This is a genomic window from Sphingobacterium prati, from assembly GCF_013167215.1.
GTDB lineage: Bacteria > Bacteroidota > Bacteroidia > Sphingobacteriales > Sphingobacteriaceae > Sphingobacterium > Sphingobacterium prati.
The window spans coordinates 675,396-696,059 of record NZ_JABJWY010000034.1 but is presented as its reverse complement, the minus strand read 5'-3'; the positions used below and the strand labels follow the sequence as shown (position 1 = coordinate 696,059).

Annotated in this window: 19 protein-coding genes; 14 read left to right on the top strand and 5 right to left on the bottom strand. The window is 38.9% G+C overall.

Annotated elements, in window-relative coordinates; all coding sequences use genetic code 11:
• Positions 1 to 11: 11 nt before the first annotated feature.
• Positions 12 to 5,738: a DUF3320 domain-containing protein gene (locus HPC41_RS13150; RefSeq protein WP_172394452.1), complete on the bottom strand. Its 5,727-nt coding sequence runs from the start codon at positions 5,736 to 5,738 to the stop codon at positions 12 to 14.
• Positions 5,739 to 5,894: 156 nt separating this feature from the next.
• Here HPC41_RS13150 and HPC41_RS13145 point away from each other — a divergent pair, with 156 nt between their 5' ends.
• Positions 5,895 to 7,055 (top strand): Atu1372/SO_1960 family protein, encoded by a 1,161-nt coding sequence (locus HPC41_RS13145; protein WP_172394451.1) that lies wholly within the window; start codon positions 5,895 to 5,897, stop codon positions 7,053 to 7,055.
• A 126-nt stretch (positions 7,056 to 7,181) separates the two neighbouring features.
• Here HPC41_RS13145 and HPC41_RS13140 read toward each other — a convergent pair whose 3' ends face one another.
• Positions 7,182 to 7,679 carry a hypothetical protein gene (locus HPC41_RS13140; protein ID WP_172394450.1) on the bottom strand — a complete coding sequence of 166 codons (498 nt, stop codon included), beginning with the start codon at positions 7,677 to 7,679 and terminating at the stop codon, positions 7,182 to 7,184.
• A gap of 194 nt (positions 7,680 to 7,873) precedes the next feature.
• Here HPC41_RS13140 and HPC41_RS13135 point away from each other — a divergent pair, with 194 nt between their 5' ends.
• Positions 7,874 to 8,302, top strand: coding sequence for an SRPBCC domain-containing protein (locus HPC41_RS13135; RefSeq protein WP_172394449.1), 429 nt, complete (start codon positions 7,874 to 7,876; stop codon positions 8,300 to 8,302).
• A gap of 37 nt (positions 8,303 to 8,339) precedes the next feature.
• Entirely contained in the window at positions 8,340 to 9,125 is a 786-nt protein-coding gene (locus HPC41_RS13130; protein ID WP_172394448.1) for an alpha/beta fold hydrolase, read from the top strand.
• Positions 9,126 to 9,190: 65 nt separating this feature from the next.
• Here the strand turns inward: HPC41_RS13130 and HPC41_RS25360 are convergent, their stop codons facing one another.
• On the bottom strand, positions 9,191 to 9,520 hold the full coding sequence (locus HPC41_RS25360) for a YqaE/Pmp3 family membrane protein (RefSeq protein WP_246250634.1): 330 nt from the start codon (positions 9,518 to 9,520) through the stop codon (positions 9,191 to 9,193).
• A gap of 214 nt (positions 9,521 to 9,734) precedes the next feature.
• Between HPC41_RS25360 and HPC41_RS13120 the strand changes: the two genes are divergently transcribed.
• From HPC41_RS13120 to HPC41_RS13105, 4 genes are all read left to right on the top strand, one after another.
• Positions 9,735 to 9,941, top strand: a complete 207-nt coding sequence (locus tag HPC41_RS13120) for a hypothetical protein (RefSeq protein WP_172394447.1) — start codon at positions 9,735 to 9,737, stop codon at positions 9,939 to 9,941.
• Positions 9,942 to 10,177: 236 nt separating this feature from the next.
• Positions 10,178 to 10,975, top strand: coding sequence for a hypothetical protein (locus tag HPC41_RS13115; RefSeq protein ID WP_216660747.1), 798 nt, complete (start codon positions 10,178 to 10,180; stop codon positions 10,973 to 10,975).
• Between the two features lie 99 nt (positions 10,976 to 11,074).
• Positions 11,075 to 12,214, top strand: coding sequence for an acyltransferase family protein (locus HPC41_RS13110; protein WP_172394445.1), 1,140 nt, complete (start codon positions 11,075 to 11,077; stop codon positions 12,212 to 12,214).
• A 203-nt stretch (positions 12,215 to 12,417) separates the two neighbouring features.
• Positions 12,418 to 12,981 carry a Crp/Fnr family transcriptional regulator gene (locus HPC41_RS13105; protein ID WP_172394444.1) on the top strand — a complete coding sequence of 188 codons (564 nt, stop codon included), beginning with the start codon at positions 12,418 to 12,420 and terminating at the stop codon, positions 12,979 to 12,981.
• A 523-nt stretch (positions 12,982 to 13,504) separates the two neighbouring features.
• Here the strand turns inward: HPC41_RS13105 and HPC41_RS13100 are convergent.
• Positions 13,505 to 14,560, bottom strand: coding sequence for an SDR family oxidoreductase (locus HPC41_RS13100; RefSeq protein ID WP_172394443.1), 1,056 nt, complete (start codon positions 14,558 to 14,560; stop codon positions 13,505 to 13,507).
• Positions 14,561 to 14,641: 81 nt separating this feature from the next.
• Between HPC41_RS13100 and HPC41_RS13095 the strand changes: the two genes are divergently transcribed.
• The 5 genes from HPC41_RS13095 (at position 14,642) to HPC41_RS13075 (ending at position 18,507) form a co-directional block, all read left to right on the top strand.
• The gene (locus HPC41_RS13095; protein ID WP_172394442.1) at positions 14,642 to 15,439 is read left to right on the top strand and encodes an AraC family transcriptional regulator; all 798 of its coding nucleotides are present in this window, start codon (positions 14,642 to 14,644) and stop codon (positions 15,437 to 15,439) included.
• 90 nt (positions 15,440 to 15,529) lie between these two features.
• On the top strand, positions 15,530 to 16,147 hold the full coding sequence (locus HPC41_RS13090; RefSeq protein ID WP_172394441.1) for a GrpB family protein: 618 nt from the start codon (positions 15,530 to 15,532) through the stop codon (positions 16,145 to 16,147).
• Between the two features lie 106 nt (positions 16,148 to 16,253).
• Positions 16,254 to 16,925 carry a type A chloramphenicol O-acetyltransferase gene (gene catA, locus HPC41_RS13085; RefSeq protein WP_172394440.1) on the top strand — a complete coding sequence of 224 codons (672 nt, stop codon included), beginning with the start codon at positions 16,254 to 16,256 and terminating at the stop codon, positions 16,923 to 16,925.
• An 89-nt stretch (positions 16,926 to 17,014) separates the two neighbouring features.
• Positions 17,015 to 17,857 carry a GNAT family N-acetyltransferase gene (locus HPC41_RS13080; protein ID WP_172394439.1) on the top strand — a complete coding sequence of 281 codons (843 nt, stop codon included), beginning with the start codon at positions 17,015 to 17,017 and terminating at the stop codon, positions 17,855 to 17,857.
• 86 nt (positions 17,858 to 17,943) lie between these two features.
• Positions 17,944 to 18,507 (top strand): DUF6624 domain-containing protein, encoded by a 564-nt coding sequence (locus HPC41_RS13075; protein ID WP_172394438.1) that lies wholly within the window; start codon positions 17,944 to 17,946, stop codon positions 18,505 to 18,507.
• On the opposite strand, the gene HPC41_RS13070 is transcribed toward HPC41_RS13075, so the two are convergent.
• Entirely contained in the window at positions 18,471 to 19,049 is a 579-nt protein-coding gene (locus HPC41_RS13070) for a GNAT family N-acetyltransferase (RefSeq protein WP_172394437.1), read from the bottom strand. The two genes, HPC41_RS13075 and HPC41_RS13070, sit on opposite strands and share 37 nt — an antisense overlap.
• Here HPC41_RS13070 and HPC41_RS13065 point away from each other — a divergent pair.
• Together HPC41_RS13065 and HPC41_RS13060 are read left to right on the top strand one after the other, a co-directional pair.
• Positions 19,048 to 19,719: a TetR/AcrR family transcriptional regulator gene (locus tag HPC41_RS13065; RefSeq protein WP_172394436.1), complete on the top strand. Its 672-nt coding sequence runs from the start codon at positions 19,048 to 19,050 to the stop codon at positions 19,717 to 19,719. The genes HPC41_RS13070 and HPC41_RS13065 overlap by 2 nt on opposite strands.
• A 144-nt stretch (positions 19,720 to 19,863) precedes the next feature.
• Positions 19,864 to 20,157 carry a hypothetical protein gene (locus tag HPC41_RS13060; protein WP_172394435.1) on the top strand — a complete coding sequence of 98 codons (294 nt, stop codon included), beginning with the start codon at positions 19,864 to 19,866 and terminating at the stop codon, positions 20,155 to 20,157.
• Positions 20,158 to 20,664: the final 507 nt, after the last annotated feature.

The following is a 20,664-nucleotide window of genomic DNA, read 5'->3' as shown; positions in this document are numbered from 1 at the left end:
CTCCGATGAAACTAATCCGTCAAAACTATTCGACCACTTATTGATTTCCAATAGCCTTGTTGCAGAAGTTTGTCGATTGAATTATTGATCATAATATCAATCTGAGCTCCAGTTTTGGAAAACGCAAAGATTCGGGCTGTGGCGCGGACAAGATCTTCTCTCAACAAACTCAGGTTGTTGTCCATGACCTCGATCAGAGCAACTTCTATTTCTTGCGGAGCTATATCTTCTATGGCACGTTTCTCTATGCTATTGTTCCGATAGTAAGTCAGCTCTTCGGTGGATTGTTTCTGATCCCAATAAAAGCTTTGATGTGCAACCTCCTCCCTTACATCTGGCAGCTTTTTTATAAGCTCACTGAGGTACTGGGTAAGTTTTGTTGAGGATCTTGGTGTATTCCATAGTCGTATTACTTTGCGAAACAGATGATTTTGACCAATTGGAGATTCTGTACGGACGATTTCTAGGATCTGATTGCTTAATACTGCTCGATGTGCCTCATCATAAATTGATTCTGCACTAGCTGTTGTCATTGCATTGACATGGGCACTTCTATAGGGTTTCATTTTACTTGAAACAATCGCATCGTCAGATATCACTGAAATATTGGCCTTAGACTGCGGTTGCGAGGCGTCAATGATGACAGGCTCTTTCATTGTAGCATCGTTTATGGTGCGTTGAATTTCGGCCTTTATATCAGTCAGTATTTTTTCTTTGTTCTTTAGCCAGTCCAAAGTCCAGATGCGGTAGATATTCCATCCCAAAGATTGCAGGACATCGGGAATAAGCAGCTCTCTGTCATTTGTCGTTTTTGTGTTGAAATAGTTTTTTCCATCGACCAAAATTCCCAAAATATACTGTTGCGTATGCATCGGGTCAATAATGCCAATATCAACACGGTAGTCCGAAGTTCCGATGTTCGTTTTTACTTTTATACCATTTCTATCTAAATGCCTGGCAATAGATTGGATGAGTGTATTTTTTTCTTGGTCTAGCGCAACAGTTTCTGTTGTTTGCAATAGACCCCTTTCTGCAAAGTTCAAAAAGGCTTTCAATCCTTGCACACCAGCAGAATTGGTACGATTTAAATCAATTTGTTCTCCCTTCAATGAAGAGAAAACGCGCATTTCATATCGGGCGCGGGTTACTGCGACATTTAGCCTACGCCAGCCACCATCACGATTCAATGGCCCGAAATTCATGGAAACTTTTCCTTCTTCATCTGGACCATAACCAATTGAAAAAAGAATAAAATCACGTTCGTCGCCTTGAACATTTTCCAGGTTTTTAATGAAAATAGGTTCCTCGCCCTGCAGTGCGGTTTCCTCCAAAGCAGGTTGCTCGGAAAATAAAAGCTGTAACAAATCTTCTATTAGATTCTGTTGTGTCTGACTAAATGTAACGACACCCAATGAACGATGGGGATGATGTTCCAAATGGTGTTTTATGTATTGGATAACAGCCTCCGCTTCTTTCGGATTTGTTCGTGTTTTCCCTTTGTCGTAATGACCGTTGATCAATTGAAAACTGACCTTCCTATCCTGATCGTCATGAGAAGGAAAGGTCAGCAATTTGTTTTCATAAAAGTTAGTGTTACTAAAAGAAATTAGACTTTCATGTTTACTGCGGTAATGCCGTAACAGGTATTTAGATGGAATGGACAAGGCAAGGGTATCATCAAGGATACTTTCTAGATCTTCTAGTGCCAGATTATCTTCATCCACTTTGTTGCTGGCAAAGAAGCTGGTTGGTGGCATTTGTTTGGGATCCCCGACAATGATGGCCTGCTTTGCTCGTGCAAGAGCACTTATTGCCTCGGATGTTGGCAATTGTGAAGCCTCATCAAAAATAACTAGATCAAAATGATCGGTATTGACATCAAAATATTGGGCAACCGAAATCGGGCTCATAAGCATGCAGGGTTTTAACCGTGGAAGTAATGTCGAAATCTGATCAAATAAACGGCGAATACTGACGCCACGCCCCCTACTGCGGATGGCTCGCTGTAAAATGCCTATTTCCGAACTATAAACTGCTTCCTGAGATAGATTCGGAATTTTATTGCTTAAATTCAAAACTAATTGGTCTCGCATCAGTCGTGTAAATTCTTGATGCAGTGCCTTGTATTGTGAGATCTGCGCCTCATATAGAGTTGCATCAAAACCATTTAGAACAGTAGACTGATCCAGCGCTTTGATGAAGTAATTGAGATGCAGCACACTTTCCATTTCTTTGCTTAACTCATTTTTATCGATCTTGTTTGATTCAAGCAGGTCAATCAACCAGGATAATCCAAGTGTTATTCCCTGATCTTTATAATAATTGTATCGGATCCAGTCATCAAGATGATCTAAATGCTGTTTTATTTGGTTTAATTCTTCAACTTCCGGAACATATGCTAAAAATGTCGAAATTTCCTGGTGTTTATCCGCATACTGATGTAGTGTTAGGATAGTAGCTGGAATTCGCAGTTTTGCATCTATATTTGTGAGGATGTAGTTGAGCCAGGATTGAAAGTTTTCAAACTTAAGATCTTGTGCCAAATTATTTAATTCTCCCAGCTCATGTTGATTCTTTGATAGGGAGTCTAGGTTAAACGCATTACCAACAAGATAATAGCTCGTTGCTTCGTTTATGGGGTTAAATTGCGGCTCGCGTAAATTCTTTGAAAGGAGGTCGAAGGAATTCTTTTGTTTAAAGAATTGATCGACTTGTTGTTCGGAACCGATTTTGCTTGTAGCAAAACCATTTAAGAAATTCTTTACTTTGCGTTGTTTCAGCCACCTAGGCAGAAACCAGGAATGCTTTGCCTGATTCCAGCTGGATTCAATAGCGTTACAGTCTATTGCGAGTATTCGGTTGCCAAAATCTGTAATAAGGAGCTGCTCTAGCGCCTGCTTTTGGGTCTGCAGTTCAATCCAGTGATCAAGTAAATTCTTTTGACGTGGATCAAAGCATACATTCACTATGGTGTGATCTGCTTGAAAATGAGCTGTTTTTTCGAGGAGTGCGTATAGCGAAGCTTTGTTTGCGATCCAATTGTCCGAAAGCGTCAAATGTAAATCCGTTTGGGCTTTTGTCGCATTAATTGATGCCAGGTTATAATCTTCGATAGATTTTTCAATTTGATTTTTATGGGCAAAGTTTTGATCTTTCAGCCGGATCAAACGCAACGGATGTTTCTCAATCGTAGGTAATTTGCGTGTTAATTCGCCGAAAGGAATTGCCCAATCCTGCCAATCATTCCAAGTCTTTTTATCAATAAGCTCCAGTTGTAAAGACAGCAACCATGTTGTGTTGATAGCAATATGATTGCTGTCTAAGTAGGAGACAGAATCATATAGACTCCAGCCGATCGGGAAGGACTGATGTAGGGCGTCTACGTAGCGACTTAATACCGCTTTGCGCTGATCAATACGTTGAGCTTCTTCCTGAAAATCAATATGACTTTGATATTTTGGTGTCTCAAGGCTCTGTTCCAGTTGACGAAGCACATCTGATTTTTTGGATTTATTTGAATGCAACTCCAAACAAAAAGAACCCAAGCCAATTTTTTCCAAACGGCGATGCACCACGTCCAGCGCCGCCTTTTTAGCAGCTACAAAAAGCACTTTTTTGTCATTTGCCAAGGCGTCTGCAATAATATTGGTAATGGTCTGGGATTTACCCGTACCGGGAGGTCCGTGTAAGACAAAGCTTTTATTTGCATTCGAGTGACGAACAGCATCCAATTGTGAATTGTCGGTTGGTATCGGTAACGTTAACTGTGAAGATGGCATCTGCTCGAGGTTTTCCGAATCGTCTGTGATATCCAGCATTTCTGAAAGCTTTCCATCAATCAAACTCTTTACAATCGTACTTTTTTCAATTTCTTCGGCATATTTGGACAGATCTTGCCATAGAATCAGTTTGTTAAAAGAAAAGTTTCCTAAAACAACCTGCTCCAGGATGTCCCACCCTTCCAGATTTAATATGGACTTTCTTAAAATGGAAAGTACTTTTTGGACATCTACTCCAGACTCATCCGTTGGTAGTGTCTCCAAAGCACTGAGATTAAGCTTGAATTCCTGTTTGAGATATTCCAATAGGGTAATATTGATCATAGCATCTTCTTCGCGACTTCGGAGCGTAAACTTGGTGTTAACGGACCGACGGGATAACTCAACCGGAATCAATAGAATGGGAGCAAGTCTGGCCTGCAGCTTACTTTTGGGCTCAAACCATTTCAATAGACCAACCCCTAGGTATAAAGTGCTTTTCCCATTTTCTTCTTCGGCCAATTTCGCGTTACGAAACAAGTGTGTTAAAATGATATCCAGATCATCCTGATGGTAATGTGTTAGTAGGCGGTTGTACCGAAATTCGTCTTCTGCGAGCTTAAATAATGGCTCGGAGAAATGCATAGGCTCTGAATATAAATTATAACGGCGCGAGAGTTGTTGATTGTTATTTGGATGAATGGACAGTGATTTTCCGTTTGATAGGTGATCTTCCAAATGGTCTATTTTCAGATCTACGATTTGCAGCATGCTTTTCGTGAAACGAAGATTTAATAGATTATTTCTGAGCGAGAGGTCAAGTAGCTTTCTTTCCCAGATTTTTTGTTTAGTTAGATCTTTGGTGTCACTAAGTGCTAGATCCAGATTGTTGTCATCTAGACTAAAATGATCGATAGCCTGTTGGTTAGATAGGTTCGATGAGCTCTTAATACCTGCTTTGTTCAGCTCTTCTCTTCCTGTAAAAGGTAGGGGTAGAATGCTATGTGAACGAGCATGTTTGATATCAAGGGATAGGATGAAATTTTTTGCATGCAAAAGCTGTGTTTCTGCAATGTTCATTGCTTCCCGCATAGTATAGGCGTTTCCCCTGCACAGATGAGTAGATTCAATTAAAGCGATGTCGTCAATTCCAGGAGCGATTCGTTTTGAGATAGCTGCCTGATCATAGTTGACTATCTCCTCTAACCGCTGGTCGCTGAGCCATACTCCAATAAATGCATGACCATGTGTAACAATAAGAATCGGATTCAGATCGATTGCTTCCAGACATGCTGCAAATAATAGGGAGATATCAATACAGTTTCCAAATCTGGTTTCCCAGATCTGATCGACCAGACGAATCCGCTGACCTTCAGCTTCAAAGCTTTGCGGCATGGCACTGTAGGTAATATTGATATTTAAAATCGCCTGATATATAGCCATTACTTCCTGTAAGATCCGCTCTTTGTTATTGGATTGGTAGCCCTCAAACGCTGGTCTTAATCTATTTTTCTCAAGAATTTTGACTGCCTCCGCTTTAATTTCATAGATTATCGCATGATTGGGCAAAACATAGGAAGCCAATAACTCAGGGTATTTACTTAATCCACCAAAATAGTCCATCGGTAATATCTTTACCGTGAATTTTTGTTCATGGAGGATTTCATTATTGGAAGAGATTGTACAGGTAATGGAATCCATGTCCTTCTCTGTCAAATTTCTGATAAACAGAATATTGTAGTCGAAATCTAAATTTTTCAGTGTCACCGATTTTCCTTTCAAAAACCTATCTATATGGATTGTATATGGGGAAAACAATCCGATTTCAGAAGTAAATTCAATTTTAATTTGTTCGAGGTCCTTTTGAATTGCAGTGATGTCAACTCTTTCGACAAGGGATAAATTATGGAAACAGAAGCTATAATTAAAATGGGGAGCCATCTCTATCGCAACTTGAAAGCAAGCATTAGTTTCGATCATTTTAAAAAAATATATATTAGTTTAAAGATATTGAAAATTTATATACTCCCAATTGCTTTATGCGCTATTTCTACATGTCGTTTTGAGTGTAATTTATGGCAGAATATATAAAAGTCAGATTTTTAATTTTGTGCTGGATTTAATATGTGATTCAAAATGAGAAAAATATATGCCTCCTTTATGGGAGTGATTTTAATGCTAATGACGAATTTCACAATGGCTCAGGACCACAAAACACAGGTCTTAATACTTATCCATTCGGATCATGGTGGAACGTATGAACTGGCAAAAGAAGTTGCAAAAGGTGTTGAGCGCAGTGGTAAGTCGCGCGCTGTCGTTAAACTTGTTAAGAAATCGTCCAATCCAAAGCTTAGCGGTCTTGCTGTCGCAACAGTGGAAGAGCTGCCTAATTATGATGGTATCGCTTTTGGATCGCCTGTTTATTTTGGTAATATCAGTACGGCTATGAGCGAATTCCTGGCAAAAACAGTGGATCTATGGTCCAAACATGCTTTGCAAGGAATGCCTGCAACAGTGTTTATGTCTGCGGGTAGTGGCGCAGGGAGGGAGCTGGCAATGCAATCATTCTGGAATACGCTGGCTGTACATGGGATGATTCTGGCGCCTATGGGTATTCAGGGAAACGACAAAATAGATCAATCTATTCCACAGGGAAATACGGTCCTGGGAACAACAAGTCTTGCTTCATTAACAAATACCGAACGACCTAGTAAGAGTGAACGTTATCTGGCCGAGCTGCAGGGAATCAGCTTTGCGAAAGTTGCCGCAGGCTTGGTAGGGATACGAGACAATAGGGAGCGCAGCAAAAACGATAAAATAACGGATTTGGACGACAAACAGTCTGTCAATCAGCGCCTGGAAGAGAAACATATTGTATTACCAAAAATTCCCCAGCCTGCGGGGAATTATCATCCCTATGTCCGTTCTGGAAATTTGGTCTTTATCAATCAGGTTGCACTTAAGGACGGTAAAATATTTAAACCTGGAAAATTAGGTGTAGAAGTAAGTGAACAAGAAGTTAAAAAGGCAACTGAAATTACGATGCTGAATGTACTTTCTGTCCTTAATGATGCAGTTGACGGAGATCTAAATAGAGTGAAACGCTGTGTGCAGTTAACAGGAATTTTTAATACCGAAGACCACTATAGTAAACATGCCGACTTAATGAATGTAGCATCGAATCTTGTGGTCACTATCTTTGATGATAATGGAAAACACGCCCGTGCAACTTTTGGCGCGGCGTCATTACCCTTAAATTCATCTGTTGAGATACAGGCAGTCTTTGAGATTGATTAAGCGACGCCATATGTACGCATTTTTTATTTATCTTCTAAAGAGCAATTGCTCTTTAGAAGATAAATAAAAAATGCCAATGTGATAAACATTGGCATTACCTTTACGTCCTATAAAGTTTCAGGGATGTTATTCAACGTCACCTTTATATTTGACCGTACCATTAATATATAAATCTGATTTTTTTTCATCATATTTATAAATATCGTTTTCGTACAGGTTCTCTTTGGTTTTGTCCAAAATAATGGTTGTTTTGTTGTCATCTGGCAAAAACAGCTCCATTTTTGATCTATCATCATTTGCAACAGCAAATGCGCTGATGACCGCATCATCTTCTTTGGTATCAACAGGATTCAAGCGCGTTCCAATATTGAACACCTGAATACATCCCTGTTTAAGCTCGCTCCAGGTTTGACCAGCACCTACAAGACAGCCATGTTCATCTTTATCTCCGCCAATTGATGGCGTTTCTTCTTTGGCCTGATCTTCTGTTTTATCAGTAGACTTTGATTGTTGTGCATTGTTACATCCTGCAAATAGGATCACACTTAGTGCTAGAATCGCTATTTTCTTCATTTGAATCGGTGTGTTATTATGTTCTGATTTGCTGTACAATAAATATACCATACTTGTCAAATTAAAACTCTTTATTAAAAAAAGAAAGCCGCTCACAATTATTGTCATAGGGCAAGTTGATTTAGTATACCGTTTATTAATATTGTCTTATAGTTGCTATATGAGGATCATTAGAAATTAGAACCAGCGGAAACTTGAAATATAAAAAGTTAGGGATAAATAAACGGAAATTATTAATTTAAAATATGAAAGGCGCAAACTCAATCAGGAACACCCTTGTTTCAGTCGTTTTAGTAGAAAGACCGATCGAGGACGTCTGGGAACATTGGATCGGGGCAGCGTTCATCAAACAATGGAACATTCCATTTGATGATTGGCATTGTCCGAGTGTTATGAACGATTTTAGGGAAGGAGGGCAATTTAATTTTCGGATGGAACGTCGGGATGATCACGAAGGCTTTGATTATCGTGGTGTATATAATCGTATTATTCCATTGGAATATATCGAAAGCACCAGTGGTGGCAGAAGCTGTATTGTCGAATTTCAGGCTATCGATAACAATACAATTATAAGGGAAAAATTTGAACCCGACACGATAACAGCATTGGATCTTCAGCAAAATTTCACCGATTCCGTGTTGGGTAACTTTAAAAAATTTATGGAAAGCAGATAGTTTAGCACCACAATAAACGAACTAATGACATCGAACAATGAGCATAACGAACAGTAAATTTGGCTATTCTCCAGCTAATGGAATTAAGATATATTATGAAATATATGGATCCGGAAAGCCTTTGGTGCTTATCCATGGTGGTGGATCTTCTGGCTTTTGTGATTTTGAAGAAACCGTGAAAAGATTACAGGAGCATTATCAATTAATTGTACTGGATATGCAAAATCACGGTAGATCGGAACATAGAAAAGTACCAGAAACATTTGAGCAAGACGCAAGGGACATTGTAAAGGTCCTGGATTACCTTGCAATCGTTAAAGCCTCTTTTTTTGGCTTCAGCAACGGCGCAACCACAATTTTGAAGTTCGCCTCCCTTTTTCCGGGCCGGGTAGACAAATTGATTGCGGCTTCCGGTAATACAAAAAGGGCGGGATTGTTAGATGGTTTTTTCGACAGCATGGCCACTTCAACGATCGAGGTGATGCCGCCTTACTTAAAAGAAAACTTTCTAAAAATAAATCCTGATCCCGAAGATTTTAAAAATATGTATGAAAAAGATAGCCAACGAATGATAAATTTCCAAGATTTTGAAGCTGGAACTTTAGAAGATATATGTTGTCCCGTATTTCTTATAGGAGGAGATCAAGATGTCGTTAAAGGAGTGCATTTAGCCGAAATGCAAAAACAACTCCCGAATGCGCGTCTCATGATTTTACCAGCTAATCATGGGAACTACATGATGAAGGATTTTGACGGAGAAATTGATGAAGGATTAATTGATTTTACCATTTTTCAGGTTAAAAAATTCTTGGAAGCCAAATAGCATCTTATTGCTTTAAGGATAAAATCACCTGACCAATGTGATTTCGTTACAGGGTATTGTTACGCTTAATGGCGCATATTACGTTCTAAACTTCGTATGCGTTGTTTATTTTTTCCGTCAACGCGCGAGGCAACGGCCCAAATAGCTGCAGGCAACCAACCTAGAATCGTAAGTTGGAGAATTAAACAAATAATTCCACTGAATATTTTACCCCTTAAAAAAAAGGATAACCAAGGAAGGAGTACAGCGATCAATATCATATAAATTGGTTTGTAAAGGGCCACCTCCATAATATAAGCTTTGTTAATTTGCTTAATACATGATTTGGTTGCCAATAAGCAAAAATCGTCAATATTATGAAAGAATGCAAATAACAGTGGTAAAAATTTCTGCATATTTGTTTTTTATGCGCATTATGCGCACGAGTATAAAAACAACGCAGCCGTTTTTTACTTAAATCTTGTAAAATAAATGCAAATGTTAAGAAATCTTAAAATTATCCATTTCCAATCTTCTTTTAGAAATCTAAATGAGGAGTGGCACCAATGTTGATGTTTCCCAGTCGAATATATATATATGCAGTTTACAATAGAATAAAAAATGGAACACATGAAAGAGAGCAACGACATTATTGAGATTTTGGACAATAGATACAAGGCTTATTTAGAAGATGATGGAAAATGGCTCAATGAAGGATTTAGAAATATTTTTACTGAGGGAGAGGCAAATAGAGAGAATTTAAAAACGCCTGTTTATCTTATGTTACCAGAAGAGATTAGGGATTATGTAGATCAACTTTTATCGGGTAACTTATAGTCAAGGGGGAGCTAACCGCGACGCGTTTTATCTCCCTAATGAATTTTATAACTGAGTTAAATTTCACCTTTAATTATTACTGTTATTCATAATTTATTGAGAATGTATTACCACCGCGACTACGAAGTGTGAGATAGATTCTACGAAATTGTAAATAATAGCGTTAACATAGCTTCATACTCAGTATATTTGGACGTCTTTTACTTGCTGTTTTAAGATAAAAAACGAAATAATTTTTGAGCAATTTACTGATGAAGCTATTTAATTCACATAAATGGATTCTTTCCTTATTACTTTTATCGACACTGTTATATTCTTGTCAATTTGAAGATTCGGATGTTTTATTCTTGGACAAATTGGACAAATCGTTTGATGTATCAAAGTTCTATGCGCCGAAAATAAAAAAGTCGGAATCTATGTTGGCGTCCGATGTGAAAAATATGAATAAGCAGGAATTAAAAAAAGTTTTCGAGACCGCAATATTTAAGAAAGACACCATAGCGATCTTTGATAGCGAAGGAAGTTTGCCAGCACCATTTTACCTGGAATCTACCTCGGGTTGGGGAACAAGGAATGTAAAACCGAAGAAATATTATGGTTATCGGTATACAACGCTGTCCTACAATGAAGAAAAGGATACGCTGGCCATGTTGAATGGCGTTGTTTTCCCAGCGGTAACTATGGGCGAAAATAACGATGGCAAATTCGATTATTTATATGCGAGCAAAACGTCGAAAAATAAAGCTGACTTTCAAAATCTTCAGGATTTTCTTCAAAAAACCTATACTCCACTAAAAATTTCAGAGGAAGTCGGTTTTGGAATAAAAGCCTGGGAAAGCCCCTATTTTTACTATTTCTTAACAAAAAAGGATAGAAAAGAGGAATTGATTTTCTCTTTTGGTGAACCCGAAGTTGAGCGTCCGCCTACAACAGATGTTTCCGATATTCTTCTGGAAATCTTTAGTAAAGAATATATTCAGGAAATGAGAAAAGAGCGAGTTTACTTGCGAGAATATATCCCTGTTGTTAAATAAGAAAAGATTGGATTGAACGGCGTAGGTTAAAACTGTTTTTGAAATTTGTTTATATTTACCTCCATGTTTTAGAGAATTAAGCAAACTCATTTTATTTTTATGCTCGATAAAACCGTTTCTATCTCTGCGTATGCTGACACCAAACCGCATTATACTGTTCTGGATGGCTTACGTGGAGTTGCAGCCATTACAGTCGTATGTTTTCATATCTTCGAAGCTTTTGCAACCAGCCACCTGGATCAACGTATTAACCACGGCTACCTCGCGGTCGATTTTTTCTTTATGCTATCTGGATTTGTCGTCGGTTATGCTTATGATGATCGTTGGGGAACGATGACGACGATGGATTTTATCAAACGCCGGATTATACGGCTTCATCCCATGGTTATTATGGGGGCAATCATTGGTGCTGTCCTTTTCTATTTTCAGGGCTGCTCGGTCTGGGATGTATCCAAGGTGACTGTTTCGGCTTTATTGCTAGCGACGGTATTGAACGCATTGTTGATCCCCGCTCTCCCCGGACATGAAGTAAGAGGCTTAGGTGAGATGTTTCCGTTGAACGGTCCGAGCTGGTCTTTATTTTTTGAATATATGGGTAATATCCTTTATGTTTTAATCATCCGTAAATTTTCGACAACAGTGCTTGGGGGGCTTGTTGCAGCTGCGGGATGCGGATTGGCGGTATTTGCAATCTGGGGCCCTTTGGGAGATATCTGTGCGGGGTTTTCACTGACCACAACTGAATTTACGGCGGGATTTCTACGGCTTTTATTTTCCTTCACGGCGGGGCTATTTCTGTCACGCGTATTTAAGCCTTTTCGGATTAAGGGGGCATTTTGGATCTGTGGATTTGTTCTTGTTTCGCTTTTGTCCATCCCGCGTATAGGTGGTGCTGAGAACCTTTGGATGAATGGACTATATGATACCCTATGTTGTGTACTGATCTTTCCCCTGCTCGTTGTTTTGGGGGCATCCGGAAAAGGAGGACATTTCACAAATGGACTGTGTAAGTTCTTGGGAGACATCTCATATCCTCTATATATGGTGCATTATCCCTTTATCTATTTGTACTACGCCTGGGTCAAAAACGAAAATCTCAGCTTTGAAGAATCTTTACCTGGTGCTGCAGCTGTAATTGTCGGCAGTATTACACTTGCTTATAGCTGTTTGAAACTATATGACATCCCTGTACGAAAATATCTGACCAAACGATTTTTAAGATCAAGGGAAAAAAATTAGCATTGAGAATAAAATAGGCCAGCGGACACATATTTGTTAAACTGGCTTTTATATTTCGAAAAGTTATTTTTGAAGTACCTGAATGCCGATGCGATTGTGTACGTGTTCAGAATAAATCAAGTTGAATGGTAGTGCATTGTGTCCAACGATCTAATAATTTGATTTTAGAAAATTGTATTTTTTTAGCAAATAAATTTTATACCATGACAAAACAATTAAGAGATCATATCGAACGTATTGTACCCCTCAGCGATACTGAGTTTGAAATGATTTCTTCTTTTTTTAGCTTGAAAAGATATAAAAAACATCAATTTCTGATCCAGGAAGGGGAGCCGGTACCGTGCAACTTTTTTGTGCTCAAAGGGCTGTTAAAACTCGTATATACCAATGACGCCGGTAAGGAGCATATTGTCGGTTTTGCACAGGAAGATTGGTGGGAAACTGACTTTGCAGCATATTATACAGAATCTAAAGCTACGATGTCACTCGAGTGTATTGAAGATACTGAAGTATTGTGTCTTCGCTTGATTGACTATAAAAAAATGTGTGCTGCGGTTCCAAAATTGGAACATTTTTTCCTAGAGAAAGCTTACCAAGGTTTTATTTCTGCACAGCAACGCATCATTTCAACAATGACAGTAGGAATTAAAGAACGCTACGAACAGCTCCTGAAGAAATACCCCACATTGGTACAACGTGTCCCAAAATCATTACTTGCAGCTTATTTGGGGGTATCTCGGGAGGCACTAAGTCGGTTACCGCAGTGATGTGACTTTTGTCACTCGATAATAGTGCGTTTTATAAAGGTATTTGCAACCGCCATTTCACAATTTTGTTGTCTATCAAAAATTTTGTAAAAATGAATAAAAGATCACTTATCCATGGGTATGGCAACAACAACGTAGTTACGTTCAGGCTGTCGAAATAAAACATGTGGAAGGAACGTTGTATTGTTCAGGACAGGCGGTAATAGATGGATCCTCCAGTGACAAGGGGATGGAATCGCGATTGAAATAGGCTATCGCCAGTCTGGAAACGGTCATCGGGACTGCGGGCTATCAATGTAATGGAATCGCGCGTCCAAATTTGTATACTACTTCTATGCAACAGCTATGGCCACATTTTCCAATATTACAGGAATGAGTTTCTAAACACAAGCATTAACGGCATTGGAAGTCGTGGGGTTGTTTGAGACCTTGAAGGTCGAATTGGAAGCTACTGTGGTCAAATAGCACGCAGATTTTTTTTCTTCATGGTGGTTGTTATTACCACCATGAAGAAAAATTGTGCTTAAGGGATGATTTGTTTGTTCCTCATCTCGTCAAATAAACGAAAAAACATCTGCTCGGTATCAACGTACTCATGGAATCCTAATCTTCGAGCTTTAGTACCGTCTGCGAAAAAGTCATAATCCCAGGAAAAAACAAAGTCGCCGAACGCCCAGGCCGATACTTCATTATAATTATATTTTAAGCTCTTCTGAGTTCTTATGTTTTCCCATAGCTCTGCTTTATCGGACATCATTGTTTGAAGTGGTAAGGAAATGGGGGTGTCGACTTCCATATCGAAATATTTAGCAATTTTGGGCCATAGGTCTTCCCAACGGAATAAGTCCCCATTATTAATATTGAAGGCTTGATTGGCTGCTAGTGGTTCCGTAGCGGCCCATACAGTAGCCTTTGCTAATAAGGTAGCGTCGGTCATTTCCAATAGCTTTCCATATGCACCTGGTTTACCCGGGAAACGGAGCGGAATATTTAACGCTTTGGAGATTGTAGCATATACGGCAATCAACAGTGCAAGGTTCATCGGGTTGCCCGGAGCTGTTCCGCCCACAACTGACGGACGGATGGCTGACCAGGTCCATTGTTTCCCGATTTGCTGCTGTTGAAGATACTGAAGTTGGCTACTATTGAATTCAGGCGGCATATGGCCGGCATCGGATTCCTTGGCCGGGGTTTTAAAAGGGCCGAGATGGGCACCATAAACTTTATAACCTTGCATTAGACTAACGTGCTGCAGAGCTTCAGCCATTGGCTCAACTGCCGTGAACACATTGACTAACATCTTTAGATTGGGTTCGACCAATGCAGCCCAACTTTCCCGGTCTTGATAAGCCGCGTAAAAGATATGAGTGACGGCTGTTAGTGCGCTTAATTTGTTAATACAGTCTGTTAAGTCAAGTAAATCTACAGCAATATAACGAACGCGGTCGTGATCGGTCCCACCACGACGAGATAGACCAATAATATCCCAGTTCCCGAGGTTGCTAAGATATTCAATAAGGTTTGTGCTAATGACACCATTTGCACCTACGATCAATGCAGTATTTTGTGTTGTTTCCATATAAATTTCTTTTTAACAAACTTAGCGCTAATGAAGACTGAAGAGATGTAAAAATCGGCTATAATTTTGTAAATTTCTTGAATGAAACGCTATAGACAATTTGAGCCTATCCTTGTGTCGGAGTTTAAATCCTCCGATTGGACACATCCAGAGCATAATCATAATCACTACGAATTTATTTTTATTGCGAATGGATTGGGCACGCATGTCATCAATGGCCATCCTGTTCCTTATCAAAGTGGTGCTGTTTTTTTTATCGGGCCAGAAGAGTATCATTATTTTGAAATCGAGCAGGAGACGCATTTTATTTATTTAAAATTTACAGATGCATATATTTACCGTAATGCAACGGATTCAGGAGAATTAACCCGTCATGTAGAGTATTTAAGAAAAAGCCGAGAAACCCACCAGCATGGATTTTCCTTACTATCTGCTGATCTACTAACGGTTCGTCTGCTGTTTCAGGTAATTGCGTCACTACAATACGATACTTTTGCGAACCAAGATCTGATATGGTATCAGTTGCTTAGCATTTCTACGGTTCTGATGAGAAATATGCCCGAATTACAAGCAAATGCTGGTAGAAGCCGAGATCTGCAGGCTATATTTTGTTATATTCACAAAAATATATACACCCCAGATTTATTGCGGTCTCAGGTAATGGCTCCTTATTTCAATATTACACCTGATTATTTAGGCACCTACTTCAAACGTAAAGCCGGTATAACCATAAGAAGCTATATCCAGCGTTATCGCGACACGCTTATTCGGCAGCGTATTTCCGCTGGACGAATGATTTTAAAAGAAATAGCCGATGAGTTTGGATTAACAGATGTTAGTCATCTCAGCAAGATTTTACAGAAAGGTACTGGATTGTGAAGGGCGAGGAACTAAAATGCTAAAAATTATGTTTTATTTTGGCCGAAGGTTGGCGTTAATTAGCATGTAGGAGATAAAACAATTATTGAAATGAAATTACCTTTTCAACCCTATGATCCAAAATGGAAAACACAATTCAAGTCAATTAAACTGGCGTTACAATCCGTGCTTAAGCCGCTTGATCCACAAATTGACCATATTGGTAGTACTTCTGTGGAAGGACTTTCGGCAAAGCCGATCATTGATGTTCAGCTGGGGGTGGCGAACGAAGCCGATTTAGATCGCTTACCCAGCCTCTTAAAATTGCCAGATGTTGTTTATTATGAAAAATATAATCAAGATTGGCCGGAACGTCGTTTTTTTATATTGCTTAATAAACCCACATATAAAATTGCAGTTCCGGATGTTGTAAAGAAAGGGGAAGAGGTGCCGGCGATTTTGCATGATCACAATCTCCGAGTTGCTCATTTACATGTTTTTGTAAAAGGAACGCCCGATTGGATAAGACATATTGCATTTCGTGATTATCTAATAGCGCATCCAACAGTCAAAGAAAGCTATCAGACACTCAAACAAAAGTTAATCAAACGCGAATGGGTTGATGGACATGATTACAACGAAGCGAAAGATCGATTTTTGAAAGTACATGAAAAAAACGCATTGAAATGGTATAAGGGGAGGGGTAGAAGTAAAAAATGGGATGTTTAAATCTTAAAAAGAATTGTTACCTTTTGATGGGAAAGAAAATCTGGATAAAAATTGGTGATTTTCTGGTACAGTTTAACAAATTCAGACAAAAAGATCAGTAAACGCAATGGAGAAAATAACAGCAGCATATAGGAAGATTAATTTAGCGGATTGGAAGCGAAAGGAACACTTTTCGGTGTATCGTAGTCAGATGAAATGCAGCTTTAGCCTGACAACAAAAATTGATATCGCCAAAATGCTTCCTTTCCTAAAGGAAAATGGCTATAAATTTTATCCTGTCATGATTTATCTTATCACACGTGCGGTAAACAAGCATGAAGCGTTTAAAATGGCAATGAAGGAGGGCGAACTCATTGTCTGGGATTGTGTAAACCCCATATATACCGTATTGCATTCGGAAACAGAAACTTTTTCTGCGCTAACGGCTTTATATGAAGAGGATTTTAAGAAATTTATGGCTAACTATAACGTTGTTGAGGAAAGGTATGCTGACAATTTGCATTTTTTTCCGGAACAACCGCCGGAGAATCATTTTAATATTTCAGCACTTCCGTGGATAAATTTTGATAGTTTTAACCTCCATATTGCTGACTTTACAGATTATTTTGCTCCTTCTTTTACCATCGGGAAATATCAAAAACAGGCCGATGAAATCTTGATGCCTATCGCTATCCAAGTACATCATGCCGTCTGTGATGGAATTCATGTGGCACAATTGATCGCTACATTGGAAGAGTACTGTAAAAACATTGAAACCATCATTAAATCTCAAGTATGAACAGGGGGGCGCAGTAATCAATAAAACCGTCCTGTCAAGCGATTTTTGATACGTTCAGGACTACTTCGTCTCTACTAATACTAAATAATATGTCAACAAGAATTCGACAATTAACTCAATCGGATCTCCCGGAGCTGCTGCAGACAATTAATCGAGCTTTTGTAGATTATATTGTTCCATTTCAGCTTGATATGGAACAATTAAGGCAGAAGATCAGAGCGGAAGATATCGACCTAGCATGGTCCGTTGGTACATTCATAGCAGGCGAACTCGTTGCCTTTATGTTGCACGGTGTGCGTGAATTAAATCATCAGCGTGTTGTTTATAACGGTGGAACAGGTGTGTTACCTGGATTTCGTGGACTTGGGCTGGTAGGGAAAATGTATGACTATGTAGTCCCTTTCCTGAACCAACATCGCGTAAAACGGATCGTTTTGGAGGCCATAGAAAGTAACCAGTCTGCTATTCGTGCTTACCAAAAGAGCGGCTTTTCGATCAATAGAAAATTGTTGTGTTTCTCTGGCGTCATTCAATCTGAGAAAGTGGAAAATGTTGTGTCAATCCGCTCTTTGTCTGATGTTCCATGGACAGTATTACAAAGATTCTGGGATATTTTACCAAGCTGGCAAAGTGCCTTGGAAAGTATGGATACTTTGCAACCGAAAGCCTTGGGCGCGTATATTGATAGTAAGCTCGTTGGTTATGTCCTTTTTAATCTTGTGAACAAAAGAATATATCATATCGCTGTGGCTCCTGAATTTCGAAGACAAGGCGTGGGAACGTTGCTTTTTCAGGCCCTTAAAAATGAGACGACTACAGAAATAATACAGTTCAATAACGTCGACGCAGAAGCGAATGATGTGAAGTTATTCTTGGAGAAGCAAGGCCTGGCAAATGGAATCAATCAACTTGAAATGACCAAGGTATTATAAATCAATATCTATACGATATGGTCGAAGTTTCTTGGACCTAGCCAAAAATGTATGACGATTATGCAAATAAGAGATAACATGTATGTATGGTACACGAAAAACTTGCAAAGGAATTGATTCAATTAACGAATGACGATAGGCTATTAAGGGAAGAATTAGCCAAAAGTCATGCACTTGGGAAGGGCTATCATCCGAAAATGGAAGCCGTCCACCGCGCTAATGCGAAGCGATTACGGGAAATAATGGATCAGATAGGGTATCCTAGTATTTCAAAAGTTGGCGAAGCAGCCAGTGAAGCTGCTTGGTTGATTGTACAGCATGCGGTATCGGAACCGATGTTCATGCAAAACTGTTACCAATTGATGAACATGAATAAAGGGGATATTAATTTAGCGCATATAGCCTATTTACATGATAGAATACAGTGTTTTAAGAGCAAGCCACAGCGTTTTGGAACACAGTTAACTTCGGACGGGGGAATCTATCCGGTCGAGGACAAAGATAACCTCAATCACTTGCGGTTGCTGATGGATCTTCCCAAACTCAGCAAAAAGCAACTCGATACGCTCCATAATCTAGATCAACTTGTGATTTTAGATCAACAAGATCCCGACTATACAATCTGGCGAAAGAAAGTAGGCTGGATATAATTCTTTTTAAGTAATGCAAAAATTTCGCCATCCACAAAACGCCCCTTTTCAAAGAAGTAGTCCCGAAGAATTCCTTCGGAAACAAGATTCATTTTTTCAAGCAACTTACGAGAGGCCAAGTTACCTGGATCAATAAATGCCTCAATCCGGTTGAGCTTATAGCCTTCAATTCCGAAGGAAATAATCGCGGAAACGGCCTCTGTCATTATGCCTTGCTGCCAGAAGGCAGGATGAAGTTCATAACCGATCTCGGCACGAAAGTGCTCAGATGAAAAGTTATGAAAACCACAAGAGCCAATTAGCTGATTCGGATTGTCTTTTAAACAGATCGCCCAACGAATCGCCTTTTTTTGCTGAAAGTTTTCCTGCCAGGTTTTTACGAGCTTATAGGCCTCATATACGTGCTGAAAAGTTGGTAAATCAAAATATAGTGTTACCTCATCTTTTGAGAAATAGGAGAACAATGCTGGAGCATCCGAATGTTGAATCTGACGTAAAGAAAGACGTTCAGTTGATAAAATGGGGAATATGTCCGATATCATGGAAGTAAAAATAGTAAAAAAATATGTTCAATTGTTGAATGATGATGGAATTTTTCGACATTTTTTGTACGTTTGTCGAGTGATGACAATGCAACAAGAAAATATTAGGGAAGAAATTATCCTTTCGTCAATGAAGGTTTTTGAGACATATGGTTTTACGCGAGTTTCAATGCAAGATATATCTAAAGCTTGCGGTAAGGGACGCAGTACGTTATATTACTATTTTACGAACAAAATGGATGTTTTTGACGCGATAGCCGAATGTTTATGTTTGCAAGTGTTTAACGTCGCTAAGGAAAGCTATAGTCCGACAGCTTCCCTAGAGGAAAATTTAGTTAGTTTTTTAAGAGCGAAATTACGCCAGATCAATTTGATTACCAAACGTTTTCATTTGGCTTTTGATGATATGAAGTCAGATCCTGCATTAATGGTGTCCAAAACACGCCATATGTTGGATGATGAAATCAAATTAATTCGCGAAATGATCCAAATAGCTATTGCCAAAGGAGAAATTAAGTTTTTAGAAGAAAAAGATATTCTCTTTCTCGCAGAAATGTTAGTGACGACCTCTCGTTGTTTTGAACAGGAGGTATTGCTCTTTGATCGCTTTCCTGACTTCGAAGCACGGCTTGCTTGGTTAACTAACATTTGCGTAAAAGGGTTGAGATAGCTGATTTTGAATCTATTTTAAGAATAGAGCGCATTTGCTCTTTTTTTTAAAATTTATTTCGACAAAAATACAAAATATGTCTATGTAGGTTGAATTGGTTTTTGATACAACGATAGGAGTGACTAATGAAAAATACGCTATAACATGATATTAAATGCAAAAATAGGGAAGGTAAGCAATAAATTATCTACCCCAAAATACGTGCTTGTATTGGTAGAAACGGATGAGAATATTCGACCTGAGTTTTCCGCTTTATTGGATTCAGACTTTGATTGTTATTTACTGGTACACCAGGAAATTGAACGTTTGGATGAATTGGCGCTTGCATTGGAAAATATAAATAAAGAAGTTCGATTAGCGCGCAATTTTAATGAACTGAAAGATAAGGGGATTTTGGTTGATGAGTTAAATCAAATCACCGTTAAGATACTAAAATAGATTTCTCGCATCCATCGAAAAACGCAGAGATGTGCTCAAAAACTAACTGTACTGATCTATCGTTCATGACCTGAATCGGTAAACCTGCCCAGGAGTCTATAAATTTGTGTTTAAATAATATAAAATGAATTTACAAACTAAATTTACATTGCATCAGAAGAAGGATTGAAAATATTATTCTTATTGAGACAAGAACATATCCAACACATGTATAATAATCAGGTAGGCTCAAAGGAACTTATAAATTATGTCGACACACAATCGAATAATCAACCTGCTGCGGACGAATTAAATAACCTGAGTACATAACTACACAACTGATCACCGTTTTTGCGGATGCAGAACCGGTGAGGTATGCGATGATCAAGCAATCTCCCAGTCCCCCTTTTACAACGTATGCTGGATAGAATTGCTTCAAAGTGATCCTCTGGTTAGTCTTTTTGAGAATTGCGGTTTTTAGAATTGACCGGCAATCTCATTTGGAACCTTTCGGAAAGACATCCTATA

Coding starts and splice junctions, on each gene's coding strand:
- HPC41_RS13130 (WP_172394448.1), top strand. CDS start 8,340: ATGAGCATAACGAACAGTAAATTTGGCTATTCTCCAGCTAATGGAATT.
- HPC41_RS13100 (WP_172394443.1), bottom strand. CDS start 14,560: ATGGAAACAACACAAAATACTGCATTGATCGTAGGTGCAAATGGTGTC.
- HPC41_RS13120 (WP_172394447.1), top strand. CDS start 9,735: ATGAAAGAGAGCAACGACATTATTGAGATTTTGGACAATAGATACAAG.
- HPC41_RS13140 (WP_172394450.1), bottom strand. CDS start 7,679: ATGGTATATTTATTGTACAGCAAATCAGAACATAATAACACACCGATT.
- HPC41_RS13150 (WP_172394452.1), bottom strand. CDS start 5,738: ATGATCGAAACTAATGCTTGCTTTCAAGTTGCGATAGAGATGGCTCCC.
- HPC41_RS13095 (WP_172394442.1), top strand. CDS start 14,642: ATGAAACGCTATAGACAATTTGAGCCTATCCTTGTGTCGGAGTTTAAA.
- HPC41_RS13090 (WP_172394441.1), top strand. CDS start 15,530: ATGAAATTACCTTTTCAACCCTATGATCCAAAATGGAAAACACAATTC.
- HPC41_RS13105 (WP_172394444.1), top strand. CDS start 12,418: ATGACAAAACAATTAAGAGATCATATCGAACGTATTGTACCCCTCAGC.
- HPC41_RS13135 (WP_172394449.1), top strand. CDS start 7,874: ATGAAAGGCGCAAACTCAATCAGGAACACCCTTGTTTCAGTCGTTTTA.
- catA (WP_172394440.1), top strand. CDS start 16,254: ATGGAGAAAATAACAGCAGCATATAGGAAGATTAATTTAGCGGATTGG.
- HPC41_RS13145 (WP_172394451.1), top strand. CDS start 5,895: ATGAGAAAAATATATGCCTCCTTTATGGGAGTGATTTTAATGCTAATG.
- HPC41_RS13060 (WP_172394435.1), top strand. CDS start 19,864: ATGATATTAAATGCAAAAATAGGGAAGGTAAGCAATAAATTATCTACC.
- HPC41_RS13080 (WP_172394439.1), top strand. CDS start 17,015: ATGTCAACAAGAATTCGACAATTAACTCAATCGGATCTCCCGGAGCTG.
- HPC41_RS25360 (WP_246250634.1), bottom strand. CDS start 9,520: ATGCAGAAATTTTTACCACTGTTATTTGCATTCTTTCATAATATTGAC.
- HPC41_RS13110 (WP_172394445.1), top strand. CDS start 11,075: ATGCTCGATAAAACCGTTTCTATCTCTGCGTATGCTGACACCAAACCG.
- HPC41_RS13070 (WP_172394437.1), bottom strand. CDS start 19,049: ATGATATCGGACATATTCCCCATTTTATCAACTGAACGTCTTTCTTTA.
- HPC41_RS13075 (WP_172394438.1), top strand. CDS start 17,944: ATGGTACACGAAAAACTTGCAAAGGAATTGATTCAATTAACGAATGAC.
- HPC41_RS13065 (WP_172394436.1), top strand. CDS start 19,048: ATGGAAGTAAAAATAGTAAAAAAATATGTTCAATTGTTGAATGATGAT.